Here is a 24,711-nt window from a genome sequence, read left to right as displayed (position 1 = left end):
GTGATCCTGATAACACTGCCGCATTGGCGGCGCGCTATTACCGTATTCCAGCAGGTAGTCGCAATCTAAGTTATAAAAGTATTTCATCCGGGCGAGAAAGAAAAAATTCAGGCCAAGCCCGGATGTTCGACTCTTACTGGTGTAAAATGACAGTCGTACGGGAATGAGCGCATTCTAAGCGTCATAAAAATAGGTGTGGTTGGAGCGTTCGAAGGGGTTATGGAAAGATTCCGGGTTTTGTTATTAGGTCTTCCGCGCCGCAGTAAACGACTGATCCAGGTTGCTGCTGATGTCGCGTTGGTGTGGCTAGCCCTGTGGATGGCATTTGTTGTCCGATTAGGCATCGATGAGATGGTCAACCCGCTCACTCAGCATCTCTGGCTTTTTTTGAGTGCGCAGTTTGTAGCAATTCCACTTTTCTTTCAATTTGGAATGTATCGCGCAGTCATGCGCTATTTTGGTAATGATGCCCTTATTACGATCGTCAAAGCGGTAAGTTTGTCATCGTTAATTCTTGGCGTTGTCGTGTATTGGTATAGTAATCATCAGAATATTGTGCCGCGGTCAATAATTTTTAATTATTGGTGGCTAAGTTTGGTCATGATCGGTGGTCTTCGACTGTTCATGCGTCAATACTTTCTCGGTGATTGGTTTTCCGCAGCTCAACATGTTCCTTTCACCAACCGGGATAACGGATTACCTAAGGTGGCCATTTATGGAGCTGGTGCTGCCGGAAATCAGCTTGTAGCAGCTTTGCGAATGGGACGAGCCATGCGTCCGGTCGCCTTTATCGATGACGATAGAAGTATTGCCAGTCGAGTTATTTCTGGGCTTAAGGTTTATAAACCAAAGCATATCAAGGAGATGATTGAAGCTACCGGTGTGCAGGAAATTTTATTAGCGATACCCTCCACATCTCGTGGGCGTCGTCGAGAAATACTTGGTTTTCTGGAGGAATATCCCCTTCATGTTCGCACTGTCCCCGGGTTCATGGATTTGGCTAGCGGACGCGTAAAAGTCGATGATATCCAAGAAGTAGATATCGCCGACTTATTGGGGCGTGATGCAGTTGCTGCCCAACATGAGTTACTCGAACATTGCATCAAACAACAGGTCGTACTTGTTACCGGGGCTGGTGGGTCTATAGGTTCTGAGTTGTGCCGGCAGATATTGTCATTGCAACCCACGGTCCTCTTATTGCTCGAGCATAGTGAATTTAATCTCTATAGTATTTTGTCGGAGCTTGAGCAACGAATTGTTCGGGAGTCGTTGTCTACGAAAATTCTTCCGATCCTCGGATCGGTCCGTGATAAGGCTAAAATTTTAGATGTGATGTCAACATGGCATGTAGAGACCGTCTATCACGCCGCGGCTTATAAACACGTTCCGATGGTCGAACATAATATTGCCGAGGGTGTACTCAATAATGTAATGGGTACACTTAATACGGCCCAAGCTGCAATCCAGGCAGGCGTGGCTAATTTTGTATTGATTTCGACGGATAAAGCTGTACGGCCTACAAATGTCATGGGTAGCACTAAGCGTCTTGCCGAACTGACGCTTCAAGCTCTCAGCAAGGAGCCCGCACCGGTACTATTTGGTGACACTGCAATCATATCTAGAGTCAATCGAACCCGATTTACGATGGTCCGTTTTGGAAACGTTTTAGGTTCTTCGGGCTCGGTGATACCATTATTTCACAAACAAATAAAATCAGGTGGCCCGCTCACGGTTACTCATCCTAAAATCACTCGTTACTTCATGACCATTCCAGAGGCGGCGCAACTGGTTATTCAGGCGGGCTCTATGGGGATGGGAGGTGATGTTTTCGTGCTGGATATGGGCGAACCGGTAAAAATTGTTGAGCTGGCAGAGAGAATGATTCATCTGTCAGGTTTAAGTGTTCGTTCAGAAAAAAATCCGCACGGTGATATCTCCATTGAGTTTACTGGGTTACGCCCGGGAGAGAAACTCTACGAAGAACTGCTGATTGGTGACAACGTAGTTGCAACTCAGCACCCGATGATCATGAGTGCTCACGAGGATTATTTGGCCTGGGAAGTCCTCAAGGTCAAGCTGGCGCATCTGCTTGCGGCGCTTGATGAGAATGATTACTCTCTCGTTCGACAATTATTGAGAGAAACAGTCCATGGATACACCCCTCAAGGAGAGATAGTGGATTGGATTTACGAACAGCGGCGTCTTGATCATTAAGCCGGTTATATTACGGATTTTAACTGAAAAGAATCCTGGATCCATGGCGGGCTGAGTAGTCGTACTGAATAGACGTATTATATTTTTTAAGCTGTTTTTATATTTTTGATGGCGTTGGTACAAATACTAGGGCTTGAATTGTGTGTGCATTTAAGGAGTGAGTCATCTTGAATCTTGAGACAAGTGATACTGAATGCGAAGTTCACGCTACCATTGAACAGCGTATCGTTGTGATAGGTGGAACTGGCTTTGTTGGTCAGCATTTACTCAATTCTTTAGTTGATTACAGCAAAGAGTTCGAAATTATTTTCGCGGTCCATCGAAACGAGCCACATTGGTTAACAGAATCGCCTATACAGGTTCGACATTTTGACTTGGATGATAGCGCGTCGTTAGAAAAAATTTTGAATTGCGGCAGCATCGTTTTGAATTTGCTGCGGCCAGACGGCACCGGATGGTTCTTGTCAGCGATCAAGAATATTTTGCGCGCTTGCGGCAATGCACGTGTTAAGCGTTATATCCATGTTTCAAGTATTGACGTTTTTGGAGCAAGCCAGGACAGCATTTGTACTTCGGCTTCACAGATCGTGCCTATCACGCCTTATGAGCGTGAGCATGCCGCTGCTGAGAAGTTTGTGAGCGCCGTCAATGCCGAGCATTTCGAAGCCTTGATTTTGCGCCTTGGCGCGGTATTTGGTGTCGGTGGATTAAATGTTGTTTCATTCGTAAGGGAAGTTTCGAGTGCCCCTGGCTGGAAACTCGCATTGCGCCGTTCATTGTACGGTGCGCGGCGAATGCATTTGGTCAGCGTTGAAAAAGTAGTCGAGGTTTTATTATTTGTTACAACGGCGGCACCAATAATTCAGGGGGAAATTATTGTAGTGACTGAAGACGCTGACGCTGATAATAATTTCGCTTATCTTCAGGATTGTTTGTTGGAAGTATTTAGCCGTACTGCAGTATTGCATATTCCTTACCTCCCCTCGCGAGTACTGCGTTTGGTATTAAATGCCAGAGGGATTAGTAATACCGATCCAATGCGTCGCTTCCAAGAAGATCGATTGTTGCAACTTGGATTGCCAGATTCTGCACTGTTCACCCAGCGCCTTAAAGGTTACTTGAGTCACTTGAGGGCTACGGTATGAATGTTTTATTGATTAATATTTCACTTGATGCACAGCGTGGGGGAGGGACTGCGGAACGCACAAGACACTTAGCCAATACCCTTGCGGATAAAGGCTGTCGTTGTGAAGTCATCGCGATGTCCGGTGATTCCTGGCAATCAGAGTTTAATACTCGAGGTGTTAAAACCTACATTACTGGAAAAATGGGTCAACACTTTCCAATCCCATTGGTCAATTTTATGCGTCTGTGGAAAGCGGTGAAGTCTGCTGACATTATCCATATCATGGGCTACTGGAATTTGTTGAGCATTATTACCGGCTTCTTCGCCAGGATCGCGCGGACTCCTTATGTACTTTGCCCCGCGGGTGAATTTGCTTCCATCGGAAAGCCTAGTCCAGTTAAGAAGCTGTTTCATTTGTTGCTTGGTAAATCACTTATAAAAAGTGCGTCGGGGTTTATTGCAATTACTCAGTTAGAGCGAATACTAATTGCAGAAGTTACAGGTTTTTTGCCGGATCGTATCCCGGTGTTTCCGAATGGGGTGGCGGAGCCCGCGTTAACCCCAATACGTACACTGCAGAATCTGCCCGAAGAGCCGTATATTTTATTTATGGGTAGGCTTGCCCCTGTCAAAGGCCCTGATTTGCTTATTAAAGCCTATCTCTCTACAAAGGCAGCCCACCATTATCCTTTAGTGCTTGCCGGGCCAGACTTCGGAATGCAAGCCGAGCTTGAGGCCTCTTTGATTGGTCATGAAATAGCTCGTCAGATTCATTTTATTGGATTTCTCAATGAGGCCCAACGGAATGAAGCTTATCAACATGCATTGATGCTTGTCATTCCCTCCAGATCGGAAGCCATGTCACTTGTTGCTCTGGAAGCAGGAATCACAGGTTTGCCGGTATTGCTGACAAATACATGTGGCTTTGACGAAGTACAGACAATCAACGGGGGAAGAGTAGTCGAGCCGACAGCCGCTGGTATCAGTAGAGGGCTTCAGCTCATGCTTTCAGAGGCCGACGATTTGACGCTTAAAGGGCAACGACTTAAGTCGTTTGTAATCGACCATTATAGTTGGCATGTAATTGTAACTAATATGGTCGATTATTTTGAAGGTTTTATTCAGGATAATTAGAGTGCTTGTTGATGTAAAGAGTTGATGGGATGCTTTTGTTTATTTAGTATCCATCTCAGCACAATTAACCCTATAAGAAAAGCGGTTATCTCAATCACGAAAAAAAGAAACGCTCTGGGGAAATTAATTTGCACTGTCAAGTATGCCATTCCAACGCCAATAGTAGCGCTTGTCATAACATTATTCAGTAACCGTTTAGCGGCAAGCTCGATGCTATAACCCAAGAAGAATAATAGTGCCATGCCAGCAAAAAGCACGAGATGATTGCCGCTGTAATACAGTACTGCTATAGGGCCAGGGATTGTCATGAATGTAAAATTTTCTAATCTTTCATACTGTGCATTAGATATTCGCTGATATATTGCTTGTGTGCCTTGTGCTGGATCTTCTTTTAAGCCTCTCATAAAAAGATCTAAATTCAGGTGATGATTGCTCGTTACTGCTAAAACTCCTTCAGCACCAATCCATCGGTCTACGATTAGCTTGCTCAATTCGTTTGCGATTCGTTTGAACTTCAGTTCGGGTGACAGTTGATGCGGGGTGACGTATGGCTCTGGGGTGGCGTCGTGTATTAAAGTTTTTTCGGATAATTTCAACGACGTCCCGGATTCTTCCAGATTTCCTTTCACGATGGTTTTTTCTGTATAAGGTACTGCCTTTGCAAACGAAGAAAGGCGATCGACTGATACGGAAATTATCGAAAATGCAAACAATAAAGCGGTCGTCGAAAAAATCTTTATCCAGCCAATTTTTGATATGTTCCACTCTAGTTTTCTCCCTTGTATCAGGTAAGCAATAAAAGGGGCCGAAACATGAAGGATCATTTGTGCACGACTGCCCATCGAAATTGATGTCAGTGCACCCTCAATAATGACGATATAAAAAAGCATGTTCGGAGTTAATTTTCCGCTTTTTACCAACCAGTAAGCCAAGGTGAAAAGAGCAATAGAGTTTCCCCAGGCGACCATGAAGGAAAAGACTACGTAAATATAACTAGGTAGCTTTAAAGTTGGTTCGTATCCAACTTTGATAATCGAATAGTAATAGTTAAAAATTAGAGAGGCAATTGTGAAGATGATTGCCATGCCCAAGAGTGTTGATAAGAGCTTTGTGTTTATATTGGTTTCTAGTTCTTTTCTTTTTTGAAAGCCGGCCACGACAATAAAGTAGCAGATAAGCAACGCGCTAAATGCTGTGATCAGTACTGCAATGGCGTTGTTCCATGCAGCTGGCGATTCATCAAAGCCTCCTATGGGCTCAATGAAATTGTTTCCAATGAGCAAGTGTAAAGTGATTTTTGCCCAGCAACCTAAAATCAAAAAAGAAAATAGAAAAAATATGAAGTAGCTTTTCGGTCGATTTTTAATCGTGGCATATATTATAGCAATGCTCAGTGTGCAATAGATTGCAAATAAAGCGACCATGCCTGGGTAATAGAAGCCTGCCCATATGCTAAGTAAAGTCACTGTGGCGACAATCCATGTTGTTGTCGCTTTATTATCAAAATAGCCTTCTGAGATCTCGTTCATTTTTTTACCGATGCGGATTTATAAATGCCGATTACGTAGCTGATCATCTTGCGAGAAAATAGTGATGAAGGGCTTAGTATTGCGGCCCGAAACATCTGCTTTAAACTGATGAGGTAACGGCCGGAGAAACCGTGCATGAATCCTGACAGCAGATAGGCGTTTGCCATCGCCCTTTTTTTCCAGCGAAGAAACTTTTTGGGTAAACCATTCGTATTATAAAAATCTTTAATAACGATAACTGGCTCATCTGAACGTTGAACACTGGAGGGATTATAGGTAGTTGACCCAGAGTGAATGCGGAAATCTGCTAGCGCCTCCGGGACTCGGATGAATGGGCCGTGTTGACAAAAGCGTAGAAAAAAGTCCATGTCCGGAATGTTTCTTAACCCGGTATTCCAGTCGCCCACTAGCGCCCAGGTTGCCCGTTTGAATAGCGCGCCCGGACCAGGCAAACATTGGAAGTTGGCAATGAGCAGGTTCTCAGAGTATTCGGGGGCTGTAATGGTCCTAACATAATTTGAGTCTTCGTCGATCACGCAAAAGTCCGGGTATGCCAATACTGCTTCAGGTGACAACGCCATTCGCGAAACTATCGTCTCGATTGCATTAGGATGTAATCTGTCGTCAGCACTTAGATAGCCCAACAAATCACCAGAGCTTTGTTTCCATCCAAAATTCATGGCAGCGCTTTGTCCAGCATTTTCTTGTCTGAAATGCGAAAACTGCATAGGATGATTCTTCAGCAAATTCGGAGTGTCATCGGTTGATCCATCATCAACCACAATCAGTTCGATATTTTGATAAGTTTGTTTTTTGACGCTATCAATTGCATCCAGCAAATATCGAGCTGTATTGTACGTGGGGATGACAATAGTGACTTTCGGCAGTGTCGTCATTTTATCGTCCATGTGGATTCTCTTAGTGAAAATAGGATTGGCTGAATTTGATTGTTGATTTAAAGTTGGCAGTTGTTTTCAAGTTGAATATTCGATTTACATAATGAATCATCAGGGCTGACTGAATAATACTGCCCGAGCTATAAACGATCGCTAATCCAATTATGCCGAAATATATGAATGCCACACTTCCTCCGGCGATCATCAGTACACCGCTGGCAATAGAGATTCGCATGGTGATATGTTGTTTTTGCAACATGACCAAGACCATGCCGGCGGTTCCAGCGAAGGTCTGAATAACTTGAGCGAAGCCGAGAACGATAAATAGAAAGTAAGCTTCTGAATACTCTTCTGGCCAAGCCATTGCAATAATGAGTTGACCTAAAATGGCAAATAATAGATAGCCCGTGATTGCCATTCCCGTTGCTACACCCGCACCGATACCCATCACTTTTTGCAAGTAACGTTTTTTTCGTCGAACCCACAGACGCCCAATTGATGGCGCGATGACTGTATTGACTACTGCCAAGGGAATTATCACCAAGATAGCAAGCCGTGATGCCAGGCCATAGATTGCTACGTCAGCGGTGCTGCCAAAGAAAACAATGATCCACAAGTCTGCTTGAGCTATGATAAATAGCACGCTTGTGGTGGTAAGGTTAGGTATGGTTTGCCACAATATTTCGGAATAACTTACAGTTTCTTTGGTTTCCCCATCATGAGTATTGTGCCAGCGCCACAGGGAATGTCCACCCAGTAATGCGGTACATAAAACACCAAGAACTCCCGAAAAGAGAAGGGTGTCCAATGAAAGTGTTATCTTTGACTGCCAGGCAATAATGACGGCAGCAGCGCTGGCGACAGCAGTACCAACCACCAGGAAACTCGCCTGAACAAAGTGTCCTAAAACCCGGTGTTGCTCGGATAGTAAAGTTACCGTGGCAGCTAACATCATACTGATTGAGATAAGTGGTGCTAATTTCTGCAGCGCGCCTGTCAACTCTGAGTGCAACAGGTTTTCCAGTACCGTTAGAGTTATCAAAAAAGTAACCGCGAACAGACTTGCCGCTGAGCATCCAATGATTAAAGTGCGCCGTAAAGTTTGCTTTACCCTGGCAGTGTCTTTATCACCGATGGCTCTGGAGATAATAGCTGGAGCTGTAATGCTTAAACCTAACTGACCCAAAGTGGCAAGCGCTGCTATTATGGATTGGCACAAAAAAAACAAGCCCACGGACTCTTGCTTCATAGTGAGTGGCAGTAGAATTCCGGTCAGGGCCCCGGTACCAAGCAGGAGAAATCGACCGACGATGGCTGCAGCACTCGCAGCCACTGGAGAGGATAGAGCGCTGATATTTTTCTTCGCAGTCATTTATTGAGATTTCGCAGCAGGTCATAATGCAGCTGCCGATTTTCACGTTTTTTCAATGCCCTGTCTACAGCCAGGGTCCTCCAGTTCTAACCGATCGGCGGAGGCTGTGATTCCTGCCGTGGCTGACCAAACTTGCTCGCCTGGAAAATGCTGCGGTTGGTGACTCGGCAATCCACAGGCTATTTTAGCAACGCTAAAGGGGGTGGAATCAGTTCCATTCACTGCCTCTTGACGGAGCGCTACCTGGTTTCAATCATCCCATTGACCTATTGATGGTGCATCTTCTCAAGGCGCTACACGCAACTCTTATAGTTAATCTTTCTGTTTTTATTTAATTTCCGGTATTGCTAGATAATTTATTCGGAAAGATTCGCGATTTAAATATAATTTTTTGGGACATGCTTCGTTCATCGCATTGCTGCTGGAATCGTACTGCCAGCTCCTGCGTTTACATTGAAGAAAGTTATCTGGCCAAACTCATTCATCTCGACGTTTGATTGTTTCACATCCCGCAACAGACACATTTTTGACATCCTCCTGCGTCACCCGGTTTGAGGAAGCCGTTTTGGAAAAGCTGCTTCCTCAACCAATGTCATGGGGCGCCATTTATGTGTACGGACTATTTCTACTCCCAGGTTTTTGCCCTGCTCACCAGCACCTCTTTTACCGCGAATGCAGCGCCTGCAGCGAGGCCAGAGTCTACCAAGGCTCCGATGTCGATGAAGGCTTCAGCGAATGCGCAATCTGGAACGGTGGTTTTTGACAAGGCCGATGCGCCGACGTTGCAGCGAGAGTTACCCAGTATTTGGGGAGAGCAAGGCTTCGGCGATTGTTGCGTATCGCGAAAGTAATGGTCTGCTTGTGTCCTTCGACGAGGTGTTCGAGGTGAAAGGTATCGACAAGGCCTTTCAAGATAAGAATCGCGAGAAGCCTCGGTTGAACTAAGCTTGTAAATCAGCCTTGGAGGCCGGTCATTGACCGGCCTTTTTTCATTTTGGCGACTGCTGCGAGGTTTTGCCTTCCGTCGACAATGAAAAAATTACGACTGTCATATGTCGATTAGATTATGTATATAATAAATACGCCGCTCGTCCAGGCACGCTGAGACTCAAGCGCTTATCTATCCCTCTGGCATCTCCCAGGAGCCAAGTCATGACGTCCATTCAGTCCCAAGGCACCGCCCTCATCACTGGTGCTTCTTCCGGTATCGGTGCGATTTACGCGCAACGGTTGGCAGCGCGAGGTTTTGATTTGTTGCTGGTTGCTCGTGACCAGGAGCGGCTTGAAGCAGCGGCAAGCGCGCTGCGCAATGCTCATGGGGTTCAGGTGGAGGTGCTCAAGGCAGATCTGACGCAGAAGGACGACGTGCTGAAACTTGAACAGCGTCTGCGCAGCGATTCGAGTATCAGCCTTTTACTGAACAATGCCGGCGTAGCCGCGGATGGCTTGTTGGCCAACGCCGATACCGATCAACTGGAGCGAATGATTCAGTTGAATGTTACAACGGTGACGCGATTGGCATCGGCCGCGGCGGCCAGTTTTGCCAAGGCGCGCCGGGGTACCATCATCAACATTGCTTCTGTGGTAGCGCTGTTTCCCGAACGCTTCAACGCCACCTACAGCGCCAGCAAGGCCTATGTATTGAGCCTGACCCAGTCGTTGAATGCCGAACTCGATGGCACCGGGGTCAAGGTCCAGGCCGTATTGCCTGGGGTGACACGCACCGAAATCTGGGAACGCTCCGGTATCGATGCTTCGCAGATTCCGGCCGAGATGGTCATGGAAGCGGGCGAGATGGTCGACGCGGCACTGTCGGGTCTGGATAAGGGCGAGTTGGTCACCATTCCTTCGCTGCCGGATGCCGCCGACTGGGATGCCTTTGTTGCGGCACGCCTTGTGATGGCGCCCAATCTTTCCAAAAGCAAAGCCGCTGCGCGTTACAAATGAAACGCCCCTAATCGACTGAGGTATTGCGGTATGAGTGATCGTCGTGTGGTTGTAACGGGCATGGGCCTGGTGTCGCCGCTGGGGAGCGGTGTCGAGGCAGTCTGGACGCGGCTGTTGGCCGGGCGTTCCGGGCTGCGCAATTTACCGCAAGAGGTGGTTGCCGACCTGCCGGCCAAGGTTGGCGGTGCAGTGCCTGCGTTGGCTGACGATCCGGAGGCGGGGTTCGATCCGGATCGGGCAACCCCACCCAAGGAACAGAAGAAGATGGACCGCTTCATCCTGTTCGCCATGGAAGCGGCGCGTCAGGCACTGGAGCAAGCCGGCTGGCAAGCATTGGACGCCAATGCCCAGGAGCGCACGGCCACCATCATCGGTTCAGGTGTAGGTGGTTTCGGCGCGATTGCCGATGCGGTGCGCACCACCGATAGCCGTGGTCCGAGACGTTTGTCTCCATTCACTATCCCTTCATTTCTGGTCAACCTCGCGGCAGGTCACGTGTCAATCCAGCATGGTTTCAAAGGGCCATTAGGTGCGCCGGTCACGGCATGTGCCGCCGGGGTTCAGGCGATTGGCGATGCGGCGCGGTTGATTCGCGCGGGTGAGGCGGATATCGCGGTGTGCGGTGGTGCGGAAGCGGCGATCGATCGGGTCAGTCTTGCCGGGTTTGCGGCTGCTCGTGCCTTGTCCAGCGCTTACAACGAAACGCCTGAGCGCGCTTCGCGACCTTTCGACAGTGGTCGCGATGGCTTTGTCATGGGAGAAGGGGCCGGGCTGCTGGTCATCGAATCTCTGGACCATGCGCTGGCCCGCGGCGCCAAGCCCCTGGCGGAACTGGTCGGTTACGGCACCAGCGCCGATGCCTTTCACCTGACCGCCGGCCCCGAGGACGGCAGCGGTGCGCGGCGAGCGATGTCGTTGGCATTGGCTCAGGCCGGTGTTTCACCGGCTCAGGTTCAGCATCTGAATGCTCATGCAACCTCGACTCCGGTAGGTGATCTAGGTGAGCTGGCGGCGATCAAGGCGTTGTTCGGTGCGCAAAACGGCATCGCCGTGACATCGACCAAGTCGGCGACCGGGCATTTGCTCGGTGCAGCGGGTGGGCTCGAAGCGATCTTTACGCTGCTGGCGATTCGTGACCAGATCGTGCCGGCGACTCTCAATTTCGAGAACCCGGACCCTGCCACTGAAGGTGTCGACATCGTTCATGGCAACGCGCGGCCGATGGCCATCGAATACGCGCTGTCCAACGGCTTCGGATTTGGCGGGGTCAATGCCAGTGTGCTGTTCAAGCGTTGGCAGGATTAATCCTGTGAATGTTTGAGGTGATCGCGTGCGACGTCGAGAATCCGTTGGGCAAACTCGGCGTCGGCAACGCTGCGCGATAACAGCAAGGCGCCGACCAGCGTCGACATGATGACGATGCTGCGGTCGGCGGTGCGCTCACCGTCAAGGGTGTGCTGGATCTGATCGAGTCGCGCCTGGAGCACGACGTCGCTGGTTGGACTCGGTTGACCACGCAGCCCCAGTTCCGAAGAAATGGTCAGCAGCGGGCAGCCCTCGTGAGGCGAGGTTTGATGCCATTCGGACAGATAAGCGTCGATGAAGGCTTCGAGTGGATGCTCCTCGGCGAAAATTTGCGCGCACAACTTGTCGACTTGTTCGCCAGCCTCTTGCAAGGCTTTTTCCACCAGTTCGTCTTTGGACTTGAAGTGCGAGTAAAAGCCACCGTGGGTCAAGCCCAGTGCTTTCATCAGGGGTTGCAGCCCCGTCGCGCCGATACCGTCGCGTCGAAATCGCGCTGAAGCTTCTTTGATTATGCGTTGGTGGGTCTGGGCTTTATGGTCCTGCGAGTAACGCATCTGATATCTCCGCATCAATGCGGCCCATATTAACCAATGAAAATTGCATGGTGACTGTACTTCTACTTCTAAAAAGCATGCAGATGCTTCGATATGGGCACAAAAGCGACATGATTTCAGGAGATTCCACGCAAAAACAAACCCCGCCGTTCAAGGCGGGGTTTTCAGTCAGCGGTCCTGCGCTTCCTTGGCGTCCATTTCCGCATTGCGTTCGGCGACGCGTTTACGTTGCTCTTCGGTCAGTTCGACCTTGTTGGCGGTGTCGCGCAGCATCATCAGACCACCAACGATCGAGCCGATAGCAACGACCAGAATCAACCAGGCATACCAGGGCATAGGACTCTCCTTGAAAAGCAGGCGGTCGGCGAGGGCTCGCCAACCGATCGTGCATACCACTTTGAGTGATGGGGTTTCATCGCAGTTCCATCGCTATCACCCCCATTCTATGCCTGTTGTTCGAGGTTCACTCGAACGCTTTCAAAGTCCGGTCAGCATCGCATCCGCCGGTGCGTCGGCACGCAATTGCGCGGTGAGCATGAAGTACACGAAACCTGCCGCCATGAAGCCCAGGAAGATCAGGCCGATCAACGTGTTGAACCAGGCCATCGCCACCAGGCACACCACCGCCAGCATCAGTGCAATGAACGGCACCAGCGGGTAGCACGGGGCGCGGAAGGTGCGCTCCAGGTTCGGCTCGGTTTTACGCAGTTTGAACAGGCTGAGCATGCTCATGATGTACATCACGATGGCACCGAACACGGCCATGGTGATCATTGCGGCGGTCAGCGTCATGCCGCCGAGGTTGATCAAGCCGTCGCTGTAGATGGCTGCAATGCCGATCACACCACCGGCGATGATCGCCCGGTGCGGAGTTTGGAAGCGCGACAGTCTGGCCAGGGACACCGGCAGGTAACCGGCCCGGGCGAGGGCGAAGAACTGCCGCGAGTAGCCGAGGATGATCCCGTGAAAACTCGCCACTAGACCAAACAGGCCGATCCACACCAGCATGTGCAGCCAGCCCGAGCTTTCGCCGACCACGGTTTTCATTGCCTGTGGCAGCGGGTCGTTGATGTTCGACAGGGCGCGCCAGTCGCCGACGCCACCGGCGAAGAACATCACACCCATCGCCAGCAGCACCAGGGTCAGAATACCGCTGATGTAAGCCTTGGGAATCGTGCGCTTCGGGTCCTTGGCTTCTTCGGCGGCCATGGCTGCGCCTTCGATGGCGAGGAAGAACCAGATGGCAAAGGGGATCGCCGCGAACATCCCGGCAATCGCCGGAGCATCGAACACGTCGGAACCGGCCCAGCCATTGAGGGCGAAGTTGCTGAAGCTGAACGCGGGGGCGACTACGCCCATGAACACCAGTAATTCGGCGACGGCCAACACGCAGACCACCAGTTCGAAGGTCGCTGCCAGTTTCACACCGAGGATATTGAGGCCCATGAACACGATGTAGGCACCGACTGCCGCGTGTTTCGGGTCAAGGGCTGGAAACTGGACATTGAGGTAGGCGCCGATGGCCAGGGCAATCGCCGGCGGGGCGAAGACGAATTCGATCAGTGTCGCCAGCCCGGCGATCAACCCGCCTTTTTCGCCAAAGGCGCGACGGCTGTAGGCAAAGGGACCGCCGGCGTGAGGAATGGCAGTGGTCAGCTCGGTGAAACTGAAGATGAAGCAGGTGTACATGGTGGCGACCAAAAATGAGGTCACCAGAAAGCCCAAAGTCCCGGCCACGCCCCAGCCATAACTCCAGCCGAAATACTCCCCGGAAATCACCAGCCCAACCGCAATGCCCCACAAGTGCAAGGTGCCCAGCGTGGGTTTGAGTTGTGTGTTCATGTTTTTGCTCCCTGAGTGGTTTGGAAAGCTCGGGGGAGGCCAGTGCAGTGGGCGTGCCATTTCACGATGGTGCGTCGTAATAGGATGAAAGGCGTCGTATCGGGGATGTTCGCCACAGAATGCGCGAATTTTGTGCGTCAGTCAGGGGCGGCGCTGGTGTAAATGCCGCTTTCGCGAGCAAGCCCGCATGCCCGCTACCCGACACCGTTGCAACGCGCAGGTTTGGTATTTCAATGCAGGTGCGGGCAGCGGTTGATGCTCAGGCTTGCTGAGTGAGGCACTCGCGCAACGCCGTTTGCCAGTCAGGTTGACTGACACCCCAATCGCGTTGCAAGCGACTGCAATCCAGGCGCGAGTTGAGCGGCCGGGCTGCGGGTGTCGGGTAGTCGCTGGAGGGGATCGGTAACAGGTCGGCGCAGGGCTTGCCCTGTTGTCGCAATGCTTCGCCGATCGCCTGTGCGAAGCCGAACCAGGAGGTTTCACCTTGAGCGGTCAGATGATAAGTACCCCAGTTGGCAACTTCGTTCGCCTGCCAGCGTTCGATCAGGGCAAGGGTGCTATTGGCGATTGTACCGGCCCATGTAGGGGCGCCGATTTGATCGGCGACTACGCGTAACTCCGGTTTCTCTTGCAGCAAACGCTGCATCGTCAGCAGAAAGTTACGGCCATGAGTTGAATAGACCCAACTGGTACGCAGGATCAGGTATTTACCTTGCACGTCCCTGATTGCCTGCTCACCGGCCAGTTTGCTCTTGCCGTACACCCCAAGCGGATTGGGCGTGTCGTCCTCGTTGTAAGGTCCGGCTTTACTCCCGTCGAATACATAGTCCGTGGAGTAATGTATCAACGGGATGTCGAGAGCCAGCGCTTCTTCGGCAAGGATGCCGGGAGCTACCGCGTTTATGGCAAAGGCTGATTGCGGCTCGCTTTCTGCCAGATCAACCGCTGTATGGGCCGCGGCGTTGATGATCAGATCGGGCCGGACGTTTTGCACCTGACGGCGAATCTGATCGGGTTGCGCAAGGTCGAGCTGATCGCGACCCAATACGATCAGCTCGCCGGCAGCCCCCAGTCGCCGTTGCAATTCATGTGAAACCTGACCGTGTCGGCCATTGATGAGTATTTTCACGGGAACAGTCCAGTCTCGTTACCGGGCGAATCGGGCTCGCACAGGTTCATTGCTCTTCCCCCGCCAGTTTGGCCAGGTACTGGCCATACCCGGTTTTGCCGAAGTACCGGGCGCGCTCCAGCAACTGTTCGCGGTCGATCCAGCCATTTTCATAGGCGATCTCTTCGAGACAGGCGACTTTGAGGCCTTGGCGGTGTTCGATGGTTTGTACGTACTGAGAGGCTTCGAGCAAGCTGTCGTGGGTGCCGGTGTCGAGCCAGGCGAATCCTCGACCAAAACGCTCGACCTGCAGATCACCACGTTGCAGATAGGCATTGTTGACGTCGGTGATTTCCAGCTCGCCGCGAGGCGAAGGCTTCACCGCCTTGGCGATCTCGATCACATCGTTGTCGTAGAAATACAGGCCGGTAACGGCATAGCTGGATTTCGGCTTTTTCGGTTTTTCTTCGATCGAAAGCGCACGGCCATCTTTGTCGAAATCGATCACGCCGAAGCGCTCGGGGTCTTTGACCCAGTAACCGAACACAGTGGCACCGCAAGTGCGTTTTGCCGCGTTCTGCAATTGTTCGCCAAAGTGCTGACCATGGAAAATGTTGTCGCCCAGGATCAGGCACACGGGGTCATCGCCAATGAACTCTTCGCCAATCAGAAAAGCCTGGGCCAGACCGTCCGGTGAGGGCTGCTCGGCAAAGCTGAAATTCACCCCGAACTGGCTGCCGTCACCCAGCAGATTGCGATATTGGGGCAGATCCTGCGGGGTGGAGATCAGCAGAATATCCTTGATACCGGCCAGCATCAGCACCGAGATCGGATAGTAGATCATTGGCTTGTCGTAGACCGGCAACAGCTGTTTCGACACTCCAAGCGTAATCGGGTGCAGGCGCGTGCCCGAGCCACCCGCCAAAACGATGCCTTTCATCATGCGAGCAGCTCCTTGGGGTTGATGGCGCCAAGGCGTTCGCCCTGATAGCTGCCGTCTTGAACGCGGCGGCACCATTCCATATTGTCCAGATACCATTGAACGGTTTTGCGCAGGCCGGTTTCGAAGGTCTCTTCGGGTACCCAGCCCAGTTCGCGTTCAATCTTGCTGGCGTCGATTGCGTAGCGCAGGTCATGACCAGGGCGATCCTGGACGAACGTGATCAGGTCGGCGTAATGCGCAACGCCCTCAGGCTTGTGCGGTGCCAGTTCTTCAAGCAGGGCGCAGATGCCACGTACCACGTCGATGTTCTTTTGTTCGTTGTGCCCGCCGATGTTGTAGGTCTCGCCGACGGTGCCGGTGGTCACCACTTTGAGCAGTGCCCGGGCGTGATCTTCGACGAACAGCCAGTCGCGCACTTGCAGGCCATTGCCATACACCGGCAGCGGCTTGCCGGCCAAAGCATTGAGGATGACCAGCGGAATCAGTTTCTCGGGGAAGTGGAACGGCCCGTAATTGTTCGAGCAATTGGTCAGCAGCACCGGCAAGCCATAGGTTCGCTGCCAGGCACGGACCAGGTGGTCGGACGCTGCCTTGCTGGCGGAGTAGGGCGAGCTCGGCGCGTAGGGCGTCGTTTCCGTAAACAGATCGTCGACACCGTGCAGGTCGCCGTAAACCTCGTCAGTGGAAATGTGATGAAAGCGGAAGGCGCTTTTCTCAGGCTCCGGGAGGGCTTGCCAATAGGCGCGGCTGGCTTCGAGCAGGCTGTAGGTGCCGACGATGTTGGTCTGGATGAATTCCGATGGCCCGTCGATGGAACGATCGACGTGGGACTCGGCTGCCAGGTGCATGATCGCGTGAGGCTGGAAACGCGCCAGCACTGCACTGACGGTCGCCTGATCGACAATATCGGCTTGAACGAACTCGTAGCGAGTGTCGTTGGCAATGCTGGTCAGCGACTCGAGATTGCCGGCATACGTCAGTTTGTCCAGGTTGAGCACATCATGCTCAGTGTGTTGAATCAGCTCGCGGACAAGGGCCGAGCCTATGAAACCGGCTCCGCCGGTAATAAGGATACGCACGTTGGGCCAGCCTTCTTCAGAAATGCGAATAGCGGTAGCTTGCAGGCGCGAGCGGGGAGGTGCAAGAGTTCTTGACCCCACTCGGTTGCGTCGCGCCAATCGGGCGGGATTATCCATGACTTGCAGCCTTCACTCACTACTCTCGCGCACAATTTAGAGTTCTACCTGCGACACTCCCGTTTTTTCCGCCCCGCACCCTGTAACCCCTGCATAAACCCACTCTTTACGTTTTCTTTATGCCTCTCCCGCACCCTCGATCTCGTTCCTTTACAGCCTCCTTTCCGACAATGACTCCACACGCGGCAATACGCCGTAACACGGAGAACTTCCATGAGCGTTCTGGACGGGGTGTCACTACTGCTGGCAGTGGGGCTGTTCATTTATCTGTTGGTTGCGCTGCTGCGCGCGGACCGGAACTAGGAGCGGCTATGCACAGTTATGACTATTGGCTGATCCTCGGGTTTTTTGCCCTGGTATTGGTCCCGGCGCCGTTTCTCGGGCGCTTCTACTACAAGGTGATGGAAGGTCAGCGCACGTGGTTGTCGCCGGTCCTTGGGCCAGTCGAACGTGGCTGTTACCGACTGGCCGGGGTTGACCCGCAAGCCGAACAGAGCTGGCAGAAATACGCCCTGGCCTTGCTCGCCTTCAACCTCGCGGGTTTCCTGCTGCTGTTCGCGATCCTGCTGTTCCAGGACCACCTGCCGCTGAACCCTCAGAACCTGCCGGGCCAGGAGTGGACGCTGGCGTTCAATACCGCCGTCAGCTTCATGACCAACACCAACTGGCAGGCCTACAGCGGCGAAGCGTCCCTGAGCTACTTGAGCCAGATGGTCGGCCTCACCGTGCAGAACTTCGTCAGCGCCGCCACCGGTCTGGCCGTACTGGTTGCGCTGTGCCGCGGCATCGGTCGCAAATCCACTGCATCGCTTGGCAACTTCTGGGTCGATATGACCCGCGCCACCCTCTATGGCCTGCTGCCGCTGTGCCTGCTGCTGGCGCTGTATCTGGTCTGGCAGGGCGTGCCGCAAACCTTCGCGCAGTATGTGAATGCGGTGACGGTGCAAGGCGTCGACCAGGTCATTCCCCTTGGCCCGGCGGCCAGTCAGATTGCGATCAAGCAATTGGGCACCAACGGTGGTGGTTTTTTCGGCGTGAACTCGGCGCATCCGTTCGAGAATCCGACCGCGTGGAGCAACCTGTTCGAGATGGCCTCGATCATTCTGATCCCCGTCGCGCTGGTCTTCACCTTCGGTCATTACGTGAAGGACCTGCGCCAGAGCCGCGCGATCATCGCCTGCATGCTGGCGCTGTTCCTGATCGGCGGCGCGACCTCGCTGTGGGCGGAATACCAACCGAACCCGGCGTTGAACTACGCTGCTGTCGAACAGACCGCGCCGCTGGAAGGCAAGGAAGCACGTTTCGGCACCACCGCCACGGTGTTGTGGTCGGTGACCACCACGGCCGCGTCCAACGGTTCGGTCAATGGCATGCACGACAGCCTCAACCCGCTGAGCGGCATGGTGGCGCTGGTCAACATGATGGTCGGCGAAGTGATCTTCGGCGGCGTCGGCGCCGGGCTCTACGGCATGTTGCTCAACGTGCTGATCGCGGTGTTCCTCGCCGGCCTGATGATCGGCCGCACCCCGGAATACCTCGGCAAGAAACTGCAGGCCAGGGAAGTGCAATTGCTGGTGGTGACCCTGATGGTCATGCCGATCGGTGTACTGGTGCTCGGCGCGATCGCCGCCAGCCTGCCAGGTCCGGTGGCCGCCGTGAGCAACCCGGGCGCTCATGGTTTCAGTCAGCTGCTCTACGCCTACACCTCGGCCAGTGCCAACAACGGTTCGGCTTTCGGTGGCTTCGGCGCCAACACCCCGTTCCACAACCTGATGCTGGGCCTGGGCATGTTGATCGGTCGCTTCGCCTACATCCTCCCGGTGCTGGCCCTGGCTGGCAGCCTGGCGATGAAGAAAACCGCACCGATCGGACAAAACAGCTTCCCGACCCACGGCCCGCTGTTCGTGACCCTGCTGACCGTGACCATTTTGCTGGTGGGTGGTTTGACCTTCCTGCCGACTTTGGCATTGGGACCAATCGCTGAACATCTGAGCATGGGATTCTAAGGAAACCATCATGAATATGCCTGCAATCAAGCCTGCCGCCGTCAAGGCAGCGGAACAACCGAAAACCGCGATCTCGGCCCTCTGGCGCCCGGCGCTGCTGCAAGCCTTCGTCAAGCTCGACCCACGGCAATTGCAGCGTGCGCCGGTGATGCTGGTGGTCGAACTGACCGCGATCCTGACCACCGTGCTGTGCTTCATTCCCGACACAGCGGTGCCGACCTTCGTCGCCGCGCAAATTGCGGTGTGGCTGTGGTTCACCGTGCTGTTCGCCAACTTCGCCGAAGCCCTCGCCGAAGGTCGCGGCAAGGCCCGCGCTGACAGCCTCAAGGCGGGTAGCGAAGGCCTGAGCGCCCGGCGCAAGAGCGGCAATGGCAGTTTTCAAGTGGTGCCCGCCATCAGCCTGCGCAAAGGTGATGTGGTGCGCGTCGACGCGGGGGAGATGATCCCCGGTGACGGCGAAGTGATTGAAGGCATCGCGGCTGTCAACGAGGCGGCGATTACCGGCGAATCGGCGCCGGTGATTCGTGAGTCCGGTGGCGACCGCTCGGCCGTCACCGGTAACACGCGGCTGGTGTCGGACTGGCTGTTGGTGAAGATTACCGCCAACCCCGGCGAGTCGACCCTGGACCGCATGATTGCCCTGGTCGAAGGCGCCAAACGCCAGAAAACCCCGAATGAAGTGGCGCTCGACATCCTTCTGATCGGCCTGACCCTGATCTTCCTGCTGGTGGTCGTGACCCTGCAACCGTTCGCCCACTTCGCCAATGGCAACCTGCCGCTGGTGTTCCTGGTGGCGCTGTTGGTCACGTTGATTCCGACTACCATCGGCGGTTTGCTGTCGGCCATCGGTATCGCCGGGATGGATCGCCTGGTACGCCTGAACGTGATCGCCAAGTCCGGTCGCGCGGTGGAAGCGGCGGGGGACGTGCACGTCTTGCTGCTGGACAAGACCGGCACCATCACCTTCGGTAACCGTCGTTGCTCGGCGGTGTATGCCGCGCCAGGTGTGACAGCCAGGGAACTGGCCGAAGGCGCATTGCTGGCTTCGCTGGCCGACGACACCGCTGAAGGCAAGTCGATCGTCGAGTACCTGCGTGGCACTCATCCGCAACCGGAACCGTCTGCCGATGTGCTGACAGTCGTGCCATTCAGCGCCGAAACCCGCTTGTCCGGTGTCGACTATCAGGGCCGCGTGTACCGCAAAGGCGCGGTGGATTCGTTGCTGGCGTTCGTCGGCCTGACCCGGGCTGATCTGGCTGCACCGTTGTCCCGTGAAATCGACAAGATCGCCCAAAGCGGCGGCACCCCGCTGCTGGTGTGTGCCGACGGCAAGTTGCTCGGGGCGATCCACCTCAAGGACGTGGTCAAGCCCGGTATCCGCGAGCGTTTCGCCGAGTTGCGCAAACTGGGGATCCGCACCGTCATGGTCACCGGCGACAACCCATTGACCGCTGCTGCCATCGCCGCTGAGGCGGGTGTGGACGATGTGCTGGCGGAAGCCACGCCGGAGAAAAAACTGGCGCGCATTCGTCACGAGCAAAACGACGGTCGTCTGGTCGCCATGTGCGGCGACGGCGCCAACGACGCCCCGGCCCTGGCCCAGGCGGACGTCGGCATGGCGATGAACGACGGCACGCAGGCAGCACGTGAAGCGGCCAACATGGTCGACCTCGACAGCGACCCGACCAAGCTGCTGGACGTGGTGCAGATCGGCAAGGAATTGCTGGTCACCCGCGGTGCGCTGACGACCTTTTCCATCGCCAACGACGTGGCCAAGTACTTCGCGATCCTGCCGGCGCTGTTCGCCTCGATTTACCCGCAACTGGGCGTGCTCAACGTGATGCACCTGAGCAGTCCGCAGAGCGCGATTCTCTCGGCGATTGTGTTCAACGCCCTGATCATCGTGGTGCTGATTCCTCTGGCGCTACGCGGCGTGCGGGTTCACGCGGCGAGTGCGGCGGCGTTGCTGCGGCGCAATCTGCTGATCTACGGCCTGGGCGGGATCCTGGTGCCGTTCGTGGGCATCAAGGCGATCGACATGCTGTTGACGGCGTTGCATCTGGTTTGATTGCCCTCTGTAGGAGCGAGTTTGCTCCGGGCGGCGTTCCGACGATGGGCGTTAACGATAACGCGCCATTTCTGACAAAACGCGGCGCCTTCAGATCCATCGCGAGCAAGCTCGCTCCTACAGTTGTTTTTACGAATTCGAGGATTTTGATATGTCCACATTGATACGCCCGGCCCTGAGCCTGCTGGTCCTGATGACGCTGATCACCGGCGTCGCCTATCCACTGGTGGTCACCGGCGTGGCCCAGGTCACGTTTCCGGATCAGGCCAACGGCAGCCTGGTGCGTGATGCCGAGGGCAAGGTCCGTGGCTCTTCGCTGATCGCCCAGGATTTCGTCGGCGACGCCTGGTTCCACCCGCGCCCTTCGGCCGGTGCCTTTGCCACCGTGTCGAGCAGTGCCAGCAACTTTTCGCCGAGCAACCCGGCGCTGGCCTCGCGGGTGATCGACGACGCCAACAAACTGCTGGTGCCAGGCCAGGGGCCGGTGCCCTTGGCGCTGGTCACTACGTCCGGCAGCGGTCTCGATCCGCACTTGCCACCGGCGGCGATTGCCTATCAACTGGCGCGTGTCGCGACGGCGCGCAACCTGCCGGTAGCGACACTGCAACGACTGCTGGACGCTCACATCGAGCAACCACTGGTAGGCCCGCCAGTGGTGAATGTGCTTGAGTTGAATCGGGCGCTGGAAAACCTGTAGATCAAAAGATCGCAGGCTTCGCCAGCTCCTACAGGATGTACGCCATCTGGCGTAGGAGCTGCCGCAGGCTGCGATCTTTTAATGCCACACCCATATATCAAGTCAAACAAGGCAATGAAAATGAGCAACTCCGGCCGCGCCGACGCGCTGTTAGCAGACCTGCCCCGCGATGGCCGTGGCCGGCTCAAGGTGTTTCTCGGCGCCGCGCCGGGTGTCGGCAAGACCTACGCCATGCTGCAAGCGGCCCACACCCAGTTACGCCAAGGGGTGAAAATCATCGCCGGCGTCGTCGAAACCCACGGCCGGGCCGAAACCGAAGCCCTGCTCGGCGGCTTGCCGCAGCAGCCGTTGGTGCGCTCGGAATACCGTGGCGTGTTGCTTGAAGAAATGGACCTCGACGGTCTGATCAAAGCCAAACCAAAACTGGTGCTGGTCGACGAACTGGCGCACACCAACGCACCCGGTAGCCGTCACGAAAAACGCTGGCAGGACATTCAGGAACTGCTCGCCGCCGGCATAGACGTGTACACCACGGTCAACGTCCAGCATCTGGAAAGCCTCAACGACCAGGTGCGCGGCATCACCGGCGTGCACGTCCGCGAGACCCTGCCGGACTGGGTGTTGCAGGAAGCCTATGAACTGCTGCTGATCGACTTGCCGCCGCGCGAGTTGCTGGAGCGTTTGCGCGACGGCAAGGTCTATGTGCCGGAGCAGGCGCGGGCGGCCATCGATGCGTTCTTTTCCCAGACCAACCTGACGGCCCTGCGTGAACTGGCGATGCAAACCGCGGCGGCTCAGGTCGATAACGATCTGGCCCAGGGCTATCGTCAACTCGGTCAAGCGGCGCCAGCCGTGCGCGGGCGTTTGCTGGTAGGGGTCGACGGCGATGCCCAGGCCGAGCGTCTGGTACGCCATGCCAGCCGTGTGGCCCAACGGCGCCATCTGCCCTGGAGCCTGGTGCACGTGGACAACGGCAGCGTGCATGACGAGCAGTCACGTCTGCGCCTGCAGAGTGCCCAGCAACTGGCCGAACGCCTGGGGGGCGAAGTGGTGTTGCTGCGCGCCGGTGAAGTGGCGAAAACCCTGATTCAGCATGCGGCCGAACGCCGCGCCAGCCTGGTGCTGGTCGGCCAGTCCCGGCCGCGTTTGCGCCGACGTCTGTTCGGTGGCGGGCTGGCTGCGCGATTGCTGCGTAATGCGCGCGGACTGGAGATCAACGTTCTCGACAGCAATCACCAACAGCATCAACCCCATCAGCGGTCGATGCATTCACTGGTCTGGTTCGACTACGCATTGGCCGTGGTCGCGACGGTTCTGGCCAGCGCCCTGGCCTGGGCCGTGGCGAGCGTGCTGCCACTGCCGAACATCTCCCTGGTGTTCCTTGCGGCGGTATTGCTGGTGGCGGTGCGCAGCAGTCTCGGCCCGGCGCTGGCCTGTGCGGCGCTGTCGTTCCTGACCTATGACTTCCTGTTCATTCCACCGAATTTCTCCTTCAGAATCCAGCGCGAAGAAGACGTGCTGACCTTGCTGTTCTTCCTGCTGATGGCGGCCCTCACCGGCAACCTCGCGGCGCGCCAGCGCAGGCAATTACAGGCCCTGCGCGATACCCAGGAAGAGACCAGCGAATTGCTCGACCTGTCACGCAAACTCACCGCCGCCACTGACCGCCAGGCCGTGGTCAGCGCGGCCGCCCAGCACCTCAACGGCTGGAGCGATGTGCAACTGTGCCTGCTCAATCGCGACGGGCAAAACGGCTGGAAAGTCGAAACCGGTGGCCCGCTCGAGTTCACCGAAGCCGAACGCGCCGCCGCCGATTGGGCCTGGCAGCACGATCAACCCGCGGGTGCGGGCACCGGTACCTTGCCGTTCGGCCGCTGGTGGTGGTGGCCGTTATCGGTGGAGGACGGCCCGCTGGCGTTGCTTGGCGTATGTGCCAACGAAGGCCAGACCCTGAGTGGCCAGCGCCGACGCTTGTTGACCGCGCTGAGCCAGCCGCTGGCCCAGGCACTGGCCCGGGCGCAACTGGCCGATGATCTGGAAGCGGCGCGGCTGCACGGCGAAACCGAGCAACTGCGCAGTGCCTTGCTGGCGTCGGTGTCCCACGATTTGCGCACACCGCTGACGTCCATGCGCGGCAGTATCGACAGCCTGCTGGCCCTGGGTGAGGCGATCCCGCTGGAGGATCGACGTGAACTGCTCGAAGGCACGCGCGATGAAGCCGAGCGCCTCGACCGCTACATTCAAAACCTGCTCGACATGACCCGGCTCGGCCACGGCGCGCTGAAGCTGGCACGGGACTGGGTGTCGCCGGCCGATATCATCGGCAGTGCGCTCAATCGCTTGCGCGCGGTACTCGCGTCGCTGCAGGTCAGCACCGAAGTACCGGCGCAATTGCCGCTGCTGTTCGTCCATGCCGCGCTGATCGAACAGGCACTGGTCAACGTGCTGGAAAACGCCGCGCGGTTTTCGCCGCACCACGGACGTTTGCAATTGCGCGCCGGGGCCGATGACAGTGAGCTGTTTTTCTCGGTCTGCGATGAGGGGCCGGGAATTCCGGAGGCGGAACGGGCGAAGATTTTCGACATGTTCTACACCGCGGCGCGGGGTGATCGTGGCGGGCAGGGTACCGGGCTGGGGCTGGCGATTTGTCAGGGCATGGTCGGTGCCCATGGCGGGCGTATCAGCGTTGCCGACGGTATCGAGGGGCGCGGCACCTGCATCACGTTGCACCTGCCGCTACAGGCTCAGCCAGGATACGAGAGTGAAGGCTGATC

19 protein-coding genes and 1 pseudogene are annotated in these 24,711 nt (G+C 55.1%); 11 read left to right on the top strand and 9 right to left on the bottom strand.

Annotation, left to right across the window (positions count from 1 at the left end; translation table 11 throughout):
* The first annotated feature begins 219 nt into the window (after positions 1-219).
* From AC1D19_RS23900 to AC1D19_RS23890, 3 genes are all read left to right on the top strand, one after another.
* Positions 220-2,214: a polysaccharide biosynthesis protein gene (locus tag AC1D19_RS23900; RefSeq protein WP_477764741.1), complete on the top strand. Its 1,995-nt coding sequence runs from the start codon at positions 220-222 to the stop codon at positions 2,212-2,214.
* Positions 2,215-2,381: 167 nt separating this feature from the next.
* On the top strand, positions 2,382-3,359 hold the full coding sequence (locus tag AC1D19_RS23895) for an NAD-dependent epimerase/dehydratase family protein (RefSeq protein WP_477764740.1): 978 nt from the start codon (positions 2,382-2,384) through the stop codon (positions 3,357-3,359).
* On the top strand, positions 3,356-4,474 hold the full coding sequence (locus AC1D19_RS23890) for a glycosyltransferase (protein ID WP_477764739.1): 1,119 nt from the start codon (positions 3,356-3,358) through the stop codon (positions 4,472-4,474). The genes AC1D19_RS23895 and AC1D19_RS23890 overlap by 4 nt, the downstream gene beginning before the upstream one ends.
* On the opposite strand, the gene AC1D19_RS23885 is transcribed toward AC1D19_RS23890, so the two are convergent.
* The 3 genes from AC1D19_RS23885 to AC1D19_RS23875 are packed head-to-tail and all read right to left on the bottom strand — an operon-like array spanning position 4,471 to position 8,271.
* Positions 4,471-6,003, bottom strand: a complete 1,533-nt coding sequence (locus AC1D19_RS23885) for a hypothetical protein (RefSeq protein ID WP_477764738.1) — start codon at positions 6,001-6,003, stop codon at positions 4,471-4,473. The two genes, AC1D19_RS23890 and AC1D19_RS23885, sit on opposite strands and share 4 nt — an antisense overlap.
* Positions 6,000-6,911 (bottom strand): glycosyltransferase, encoded by a 912-nt coding sequence (locus AC1D19_RS23880; RefSeq protein ID WP_477764737.1) that lies wholly within the window; start codon positions 6,909-6,911, stop codon positions 6,000-6,002. The genes AC1D19_RS23885 and AC1D19_RS23880 overlap by 4 nt, the downstream gene beginning before the upstream one ends.
* 10 nt (positions 6,912-6,921) lie before the next feature.
* The gene (locus AC1D19_RS23875; protein WP_477764736.1) at positions 6,922-8,271 is read right to left on the bottom strand and encodes a lipopolysaccharide biosynthesis protein; all 1,350 of its coding nucleotides are present in this window, start codon (positions 8,269-8,271) and stop codon (positions 6,922-6,924) included.
* Between the two features lie 608 nt (positions 8,272-8,879).
* On the opposite strand from AC1D19_RS23875, the pseudogene AC1D19_RS23870 reads away from it, so the two are divergent.
* From AC1D19_RS23870 to fabF, 3 genes and pseudogenes are all read left to right on the top strand, one after another.
* A pseudogene (locus AC1D19_RS23870) lies at positions 8,880-9,216 on the top strand (ComEA family DNA-binding protein).
* A 207-nt stretch (positions 9,217-9,423) separates the two neighbouring features.
* Positions 9,424-10,218 carry an SDR family NAD(P)-dependent oxidoreductase gene (locus AC1D19_RS23865; RefSeq protein ID WP_477764735.1) on the top strand — a complete coding sequence of 265 codons (795 nt, stop codon included), beginning with the start codon at positions 9,424-9,426 and terminating at the stop codon, positions 10,216-10,218.
* Positions 10,219-10,248: 30 nt separating this feature from the next.
* On the top strand, positions 10,249-11,523 hold the full coding sequence (gene fabF / locus AC1D19_RS23860; protein ID WP_477760140.1) for a beta-ketoacyl-ACP synthase II: 1,275 nt from the start codon (positions 10,249-10,251) through the stop codon (positions 11,521-11,523).
* On the opposite strand, the gene AC1D19_RS23855 is transcribed toward fabF, so the two are convergent.
* From AC1D19_RS23855 to rfbB, 6 genes are all read right to left on the bottom strand, one after another.
* Positions 11,520-12,077, bottom strand: a complete 558-nt coding sequence (locus AC1D19_RS23855) for a TetR/AcrR family transcriptional regulator (RefSeq protein ID WP_477764734.1) — start codon at positions 12,075-12,077, stop codon at positions 11,520-11,522. The two genes, fabF and AC1D19_RS23855, sit on opposite strands and share 4 nt — an antisense overlap.
* A 168-nt stretch (positions 12,078-12,245) precedes the next feature.
* Entirely contained in the window at positions 12,246-12,413 is a 168-nt protein-coding gene (locus AC1D19_RS23850) for a DUF2897 family protein (protein WP_079246726.1), read from the bottom strand.
* 141 nt (positions 12,414-12,554) lie between these two features.
* On the bottom strand, positions 12,555-13,919 hold the full coding sequence (eat, locus tag AC1D19_RS23845; RefSeq protein WP_477764733.1) for an ethanolamine permease: 1,365 nt from the start codon (positions 13,917-13,919) through the stop codon (positions 12,555-12,557).
* 259 nt (positions 13,920-14,178) lie between these two features.
* Entirely contained in the window at positions 14,179-15,048 is an 870-nt protein-coding gene (gene rfbD, locus AC1D19_RS23840; RefSeq protein WP_477753741.1) for a dTDP-4-dehydrorhamnose reductase, read from the bottom strand.
* 46 nt (positions 15,049-15,094) lie between these two features.
* Positions 15,095-15,970 (bottom strand): glucose-1-phosphate thymidylyltransferase RfbA, encoded by an 876-nt coding sequence (rfbA, locus tag AC1D19_RS23835; protein ID WP_477764732.1) that lies wholly within the window; start codon positions 15,968-15,970, stop codon positions 15,095-15,097.
* Positions 15,967-17,049: a dTDP-glucose 4,6-dehydratase gene (rfbB, locus tag AC1D19_RS23830; RefSeq protein ID WP_477764731.1), complete on the bottom strand. Its 1,083-nt coding sequence runs from the start codon at positions 17,047-17,049 to the stop codon at positions 15,967-15,969. Before rfbB ends, rfbA begins: the two co-directional genes overlap by 4 nt.
* A 330-nt stretch (positions 17,050-17,379) precedes the next feature.
* Between rfbB and kdpF the strand changes: the two genes are divergently transcribed.
* From kdpF to AC1D19_RS23805, 5 genes are all read left to right on the top strand, one after another.
* Complete coding sequence (gene kdpF, locus AC1D19_RS23825) at positions 17,380-17,469, top strand: K(+)-transporting ATPase subunit F (protein ID WP_007899818.1); 90 nt, start codon at positions 17,380-17,382, stop codon at positions 17,467-17,469.
* A gap of 8 nt (positions 17,470-17,477) precedes the next feature.
* Positions 17,478-19,172 (top strand): potassium-transporting ATPase subunit KdpA, encoded by a 1,695-nt coding sequence (gene kdpA, locus AC1D19_RS23820; RefSeq protein ID WP_477764730.1) that lies wholly within the window; start codon positions 17,478-17,480, stop codon positions 19,170-19,172.
* A gap of 10 nt (positions 19,173-19,182) precedes the next feature.
* Positions 19,183-21,240 carry a potassium-transporting ATPase subunit KdpB gene (kdpB, locus tag AC1D19_RS23815; protein WP_477764729.1) on the top strand — a complete coding sequence of 686 codons (2,058 nt, stop codon included), beginning with the start codon at positions 19,183-19,185 and terminating at the stop codon, positions 21,238-21,240.
* Positions 21,241-21,391: 151 nt separating this feature from the next.
* A complete protein-coding gene (gene kdpC / locus AC1D19_RS23810; protein ID WP_477764728.1) occupies positions 21,392-21,937 on the top strand; it encodes a potassium-transporting ATPase subunit KdpC in 546 nt (181 codons plus the stop codon).
* A 120-nt stretch (positions 21,938-22,057) separates the two neighbouring features.
* Positions 22,058-24,709 carry a DUF4118 domain-containing protein gene (locus AC1D19_RS23805; RefSeq protein ID WP_477764727.1) on the top strand — a complete coding sequence of 884 codons (2,652 nt, stop codon included), beginning with the start codon at positions 22,058-22,060 and terminating at the stop codon, positions 24,707-24,709.
* Positions 24,710-24,711 lie beyond the last annotated feature (2 nt).

This window comes from Pseudomonas sp. P1_C12 (genome assembly GCF_056406435.1).
Note: the sequence above shows the minus strand (reverse complement) of the source record. Positions and strands in the feature narration are given on the sequence as shown.